The sequence below is a fragment of the Streptomyces boluensis genome, from assembly GCF_009908195.1.
GTDB classification, from domain to species: Bacteria; Actinomycetota; Actinomycetes; order Streptomycetales; family Streptomycetaceae; genus Streptomyces; species Streptomyces boluensis.
Map to the genome: position 1 here is coordinate 1 of NZ_JAAAHS010000443.1, position 5,651 is coordinate 5,651.

6 protein-coding genes are annotated in these 5,651 nt (G+C 70.7%); 3 read left to right on the plus strand and 3 right to left on the minus strand.

The window, feature by feature from the left end:
- On the plus strand, positions 1-1,125 hold a 1,125-nt coding region (locus GUY60_RS33225), incomplete at its 5' end, for a lipase family alpha/beta hydrolase (protein ID WP_187370193.1).
- 157 nt (positions 1,126-1,282) lie between these two features.
- Here GUY60_RS33225 and GUY60_RS33230 read toward each other — a convergent pair.
- Positions 1,283-2,341, minus strand: coding sequence for an oxygenase MpaB family protein (locus GUY60_RS33230; protein ID WP_161704680.1), 1,059 nt, complete (start codon positions 2,339-2,341; stop codon positions 1,283-1,285).
- A gap of 15 nt (positions 2,342-2,356) precedes the next feature.
- Positions 2,357-2,506: a hypothetical protein gene (locus GUY60_RS38365; RefSeq protein ID WP_187370194.1), complete on the minus strand. Its 150-nt coding sequence runs from the start codon at positions 2,504-2,506 to the stop codon at positions 2,357-2,359.
- 166 nt (positions 2,507-2,672) lie between these two features.
- Between GUY60_RS38365 and GUY60_RS33240 the strand changes: the two genes are divergently transcribed.
- Positions 2,673-3,311 (plus strand): TetR/AcrR family transcriptional regulator, encoded by a 639-nt coding sequence (locus GUY60_RS33240; RefSeq protein ID WP_161704682.1) that lies wholly within the window; start codon positions 2,673-2,675, stop codon positions 3,309-3,311.
- 140 nt (positions 3,312-3,451) lie between these two features.
- Here GUY60_RS33240 and GUY60_RS33245 read toward each other — a convergent pair whose 3' ends face one another.
- The gene (locus tag GUY60_RS33245; RefSeq protein WP_161704683.1) at positions 3,452-4,054 is read right to left on the minus strand and encodes a TetR/AcrR family transcriptional regulator; all 603 of its coding nucleotides are present in this window, start codon (positions 4,052-4,054) and stop codon (positions 3,452-3,454) included.
- 173 nt (positions 4,055-4,227) lie between these two features.
- On the opposite strand from GUY60_RS33245, the gene GUY60_RS33250 reads away from it, so the two are divergent.
- A complete protein-coding gene (locus GUY60_RS33250) occupies positions 4,228-5,649 on the plus strand; it encodes an amidase (protein ID WP_161704684.1) in 1,422 nt (473 codons plus the stop codon).
- Positions 5,650-5,651 lie beyond the last annotated feature (2 nt).

Sequence of the window (5,651 nt, forward strand, 5' to 3'; positions counted from 1 at the left end):
GTCTGGGACCTCCCCCACGGCACCGCCTGGATCTACCACGGTGAGGGCAACGGCCAGCTCACCCGCCCGGTCCTGATCGCGGACGGCTTCAGCACCGGCCCCAGCGACCTCGCCCTCACCTGGGAGAACCTGGAGTACGGCCCGTACCCGCTCCTCAGCGAGCTCCGCCGCCGTGGCCGCGACGTCGTTCTCATCGGCTACCACGAGCGCAGCGCGTCGATCCTGCAGAACGCCGAGGCGGTGCTGGCGGCCGTCATTGAGGCGATCGACCGCCGTGTCGGCGACCACCCGCTGACCGTCGGCGGCTTCAGCATGGGCGGTCTGGTCACCCGGTACGCCCTCGCCAAAATGGAGACGGTCGGGATCGAGCACCAGACGCAGCTCTACTTCTCCTACGACAGCCCGCACACCGGCGCCTGGATCCCCATCGCCCTCCAGGCGTTCGCGCACTACATCAAGAAGCTCAACCCGGCCTTCTCCGACCAGATCAACAGCCCGGCCGCCCAGGAGCTGCTCTCGCAGCACATCGCAAACTGGGACGACAAGCACGCCCCCAGCGAGAAGCGCCGAGCCTTCCTGCGCGCGCTGGAGGAGGTCGGGAACTGGCCCCGGTCGAGGGAGACGCGGCTGATCGCCCTCGCCAACGGTCCGGACACCGGCGCCGGCAACGGCATCAGCCCCGGCGCCGACGCCCTCATCGGCAAGGGACTCACCATCGCCGGCACCAAGCTGCGCACCCAGTCGGAGGGCGAGAGCCAGCTCGTCGCCAACCTGCGGGTCCTCACCACCCCCAACAACGAGGTCCACACCAACGGACTGCCCGACATCGACGGCGCGCCCGGCGGCACCCTCGACGGGTTCGGCATCCTCGCCGACAAGTTGAACGATCTCCCGTCCCTGCTGGGCTTCGGCGTCGACAACCCGATCCGCGAGCACTGCTTCGTCCCGGCCGTCAGCGCCATCGCCCTACGGGAGCCGGCCACCCACGACGACCTCTACACCCCGATCGCCGATGAGGAGTTGGAGGAGACGCCCTTCCACGCCGTCAAACTCGCCTCGCAGAGCGATACCCACACCCTGGTCACCGAGGAACTCTCCACCTGGTTCCTGGACCAACTGCCGTAAGTAGGTCGTCCCGCTGCCGTCGGACCAGCCGGCTCCGTCGGCGGCGGGACCGCCGAGGCCGTCTTCCGCCCGGCTTCGATGCCGTTCCTTCATGCGAGAGGCGCTCTGCCGATCGCCGGACTGCCGGCTTCCCGAACACCCACCGCACGAACTCCGCTCAGGCAAGCCTTCCGAGGGTCGCCTGGGACTCGACGAGGCCGTCGTCGCTCGGTGCCTTGTGCTCGTCGAAGACACGGGCCGACTGGCGGGCCCGGATCTCGAGGTGTGCCTCGGCCGGCTTGGCGTAGCCGTAGCGCTCGCGTGCCTCCGCGGGCGTCAGAACCACCGGGTCCACGGGCGCCAGACCACGCCAGTGGGGCTCGACGACGGGCAGCGTCCTGGGCGCCAGCATGCCGATGAACCAGCGCTGGAGCGGGATGCTCCTGGCGACAACAACCATGTTGAGGCGCATGGCGAGGGTCACCGCCGCGTCGGTGAGGCGGGATTGGCGGATGTCGGCCAGCTTCCGCATGTGGCGCGGCAGCGTGGCGATGGTGGCCCGCCGGATCATCACGTTGGCGATCGGGCGCATCAGCCCCGGGATGCCCTTGCGCGGCGTGATCTCCTTCGCCCCGTTCAGGAGGTGGTGCATCATCCGCTGGGTGGCCAGGCTCGCGGCGAGCTTCGGCCGCCACTTCTCGAAGTACGCGCGCACCTCGTCCCGCGTACGGGGTACCGCGGCCGGGTCGCAGGTCTGGAACTCTGCGGCTGTCGCGCACTCGGCCCAGAACTGCTCCACCTCGGCGTCGCTGAGCTTGCCGGGACCGAACGTCTCGTAGGCCTTCAGCACGGAGTGCCAGCCCGTGATGAGGATCCAGAGCTGGGAGTCCGGGTCGTTGGCGTCGTAGCGGTTGCCGCTGACCGGTTCGATGCCGATCGCCTTCGAGTGGATCTTGACCAGGACGTCGGCCATCTTCGAGACCGTCCGGCTGTCGGCGAACGCGACCGCGGCGAAGTACTGGACGGTGCGGGCGTAACGCGTATCGAGCCGGTCGTAGTTCGCGCCGGTGTTGTGGACCGCGGCGAGGAGGTTGGGGTCCAACTCCTCGATCGTCACCGCGCGGACGATGCCCATCAACGGCGTCGTGGGGTATCCCCACACTTTGCGGGTGACGGAGTCCGGGGCGAAGAAGCCGTAGTCCTCGTGCGGCTCGATCGCTGTCGTTGACTTCTTCATGGGAGCCTCACAGCTTCATTGCGTAGGTGTCGGCGGTTGCGCGGGCTTCGGCCCATACCCGCCGACGACAAGCAGCAGGTCGAGGTCCCGCATCTGTGCCTTGCTCAGCGGTGTGGTGCCGAGGAACCCCTGGAACGCGTCGACCTGCTCCAGGAAGACCTTCACGTTGGGCAGACGGGCGAAGCCGGCGAAGGTCGCACGCCCGTCTGGTGCGGATTGAACAGCTGCATGGGCCTCTCTCGTCGCCAAGGCGGCCCCCGCAGATTACTTCGCGGATGTAGGAATTTGCTACAGCGGTGCAGGAACTTTCTCGAACGCTTAGGATCGGGCCATGACTTCCCGCACAACCACGCGGACAACGCGACAGCGCGCCCCCCACCTGGGACCTGAACGCCGACGCCCGCAGGCGCTCGACGCCGCGCTGGCGATCGCCGTCCGCGACGGGATCGGCGCGGTGACCGTGGGCTCGGTGGCCACCGAGATGGGCGTGACCCGGCCCGTGGTCTATGCCTGCTTCTCCGACCGGATCGAGATGGTCGAGGCACTCCTCGATCGCGAGACGTCGTCCCTGCTCGACATGCTCGTCTCCGCCCTGCACAGCACAGGCGGAATCGAGGACTCCGAACTGGCCTTCGTCAGCGGCTTCAAGGCCCTTCTCACAGCGGCGGCCGACGCTCCCGACACCTGGCGCCTCGTCTTCGCGGGCGACCCCGACCCGTCTGTCGCCGGGCGCTTCCGCGCCGCACGCGCACAGGTTCAGACCGAGGCGACCCGGTGGATCGCACCGGCCATGGAGGCCTGGTGGCACACGGCCGACCTGAAGCAGAAGCTGCCGGTCCTCATCGAACTGTTCATGGGGGCCTGTGAGTCGGCGGTGCGCTCCCTGCTCGACGAGAGCAACACCTGGAGCCCTGAGGACCTCGGCACCTTCGTCGGCAAGGCCGTGCACCGGGCGTTCAAGGACGCCTGAGGAGGTATCTCAACTCGCCCTGACCCGCGCGTCATCGGTCACACGCGATCCGCCACTGCCGGAGCGGTGACCGTCTCCACGAGCCGGTGCCGGGCGGCCGGCCGGTCGGTTCACGCCCCGTCGTCCGGGGCGGGCCGGGTTCAGAGGGAGTCGAGGTGGGCGTGCAGCACGTCCTGCGCCTGCCGTGGCGTGAGGTGGCCGATCAGGACGTGGGCGGTGAGCCCGTCGGTCAGGGCGAGCAGGGTGCGGGCCTCGCGCACCGCGTCCGGAGATGGCGCGCCCCCGGACCCGACCTGCCCGGAGCCTTCGGCCGCTTCCGCGATGAGCCGGGCGAACACCTCTTGCAGCGCCGCGTAGTTGGCCCGCAGCGTGTCGGCGAGTGGCTCGCTGACGGCGGCCTGCGCGACGAACGCGAGCCACACCCGCGCCTCCGTGCGGTGCTCCGCGCGCAGCAGGGAGACCTCCGTGGCGGCGTACCCGAGCGCGGTGGCCGCCGACTGGGCGGGTCCTGACCGCAGCCGGGACCGTACGCGTGCGGTGATGCGCTCACCGACGTGCCCGAGCGTGAAGACGAGCATCTCGTCCTTCGTACGGAAACAGCGCTGCACCGCCCCCATGGAGACCTCCGCGCGCACCGCGACATCGCGCAACGTGACGCCCTCCAGGCCGCGTTCGTCGGCCAGGAGGCAGACGGCCTCGGCGATCCGGCGGCGCCGGTCGTCGTGATCCACCTGCTTGGGCATGGCTGCCGCCTCCCTCTCGCGTACCGATTCACGTACCGGTTCACGTACCGGTTCACGTACCGAACGTGGGCGTCAGTTTATTCGATACGCGCGCATCGCTTCACCGGCTACAGTCGTTTCCGATGCAAGCGCATCGGAACGAACGACGGACAGCGGCGGGCGAGGAACGAGTGATGGCGGAACCCCTGTGGAAGTTGACGGCCACCGAGCAGGCGGACGCGGTGCGCGGCGGTGATGTGTCGGCGGTCGACCTGGTCGACAGCCACCTGGAGCGCATCGCCGAGGTCGACCCGCAGGTGAACGCCGTGACCCAACTGCTCGCCGAGCGGGCCCGCGAGGCCGCCGCGGACACCGACCGGCGGCGGGCCGCGGGCGAGGAGCTCGGGCCGCTCGCGGGCGTGCCGTTCACCGTGAAGGAGACCACCGCCGTGGCGGGCGTACCGACGACGTACGGGACGCCCCGCTTCCGTGACCTGGTCGCACCGGCAGACGCTCCCCCGGTGGCCCGGCTGCGCGCGGCCGGTGCCATCCCGATCGGGCACAGCAACATGCCCACGCTGGTCCTCGCGGGCATGCATCCGCGCAGCGAGCTGTTCGGCGAGACGCTCAACCCCTGGGACCGCACGGTCACGCCCGGCGGCACCAGCGGCGGGGACGGCGTGGCCGTCGCCACCGGCATGGCCGCGCTCGGCCTCGGCAACGACTCGGGCGGTTCGATCCGTATCCCCGCGCAGTTCTGCGGGGTCACCGGTCTGAAGCCGAGCACGGGCCGGTTCCCCGCCGACCACCGCGCGATCGGCCCCGACGATCCGGGCCCGGCCTCCCAATTCCTGGTCACGGACGGCCCGTTGGCACGCAGCGTGCGCGATCTGACGCGGGCGTACGAGGTGCTCGCCGGGGCCGATCCGCGCGATCCGCGGGCGGTGCCGGTGCCCGCGTACGGGCCGCCGCTGCCCGGCCCGGTGAAGGTCGCGGTCGTCGCGGACCCCGGCGGCCACGGGGTGCACCCTTCGATCGCCGGGGCGGTGGCGACGGCGGCCGATGCGCTGCGCGAGGCCGGGTACGACGTCCAGGAGGTGCCGGACGTGCCGCGCCTCGACGAGGCCCTGGACGCGTACCTCCGGATCACGCTCACCGAGTTCGCACCCGCCTGGCCGGTGGTGCGCACGCTGCTCGGGGAGGGCGGCGACCGGTACATCGAGATGGCGATGAGCAGGACGGAGCCGGCGACCGTGCCCGAGCTGGTGAAGCTCACGGGCACCTGGCTGAACATCCGCCGTACGTGGGCGGAGTTCCTGGACACGTACCCGCTGCTGCTCGGCCCGGTGTTCACCGAGCCGCCGGTCGAGCCCGGCCTGGAGTCGCGGGACCCGGCGGGCCGTGACCGGGTCGCGACGGCGATGCGTCTGTGTACGGCGACGAGCTTCGTCGGCGTCCCGGCGGTGGCGGTCCCGACCGGCCTCGTCGACGGCCTGCCCGCGGGCGTGCAGGTGGTGGGCCGCGCCTTCCGTGAGGACGTGTGCCTGGCGGCGGCGCAGGAGATCGAGGACCGGCTCGGGGTGCTCACACCGGTCGGGCCGTGGGGGCGGCGGTGACG

Bases quoted from the DNA above. Each gene is read 5' to 3' on its own strand.
- GUY60_RS33230 (WP_161704680.1), bottom strand. From the start codon at position 2,341: ATGAAGAAGTCAACGACAGCGATCGAGCCGCACGAGGACTACGGCTTC.
- GUY60_RS33250 (WP_161704684.1), top strand. From the start codon at position 4,228: ATGGCGGAACCCCTGTGGAAGTTGACGGCCACCGAGCAGGCGGACGCG.
- GUY60_RS33240 (WP_161704682.1), top strand. From the start codon at position 2,673: ATGACTTCCCGCACAACCACGCGGACAACGCGACAGCGCGCCCCCCAC.
- GUY60_RS33245 (WP_161704683.1), bottom strand. From the start codon at position 4,054: ATGCCCAAGCAGGTGGATCACGACGACCGGCGCCGCCGGATCGCCGAG.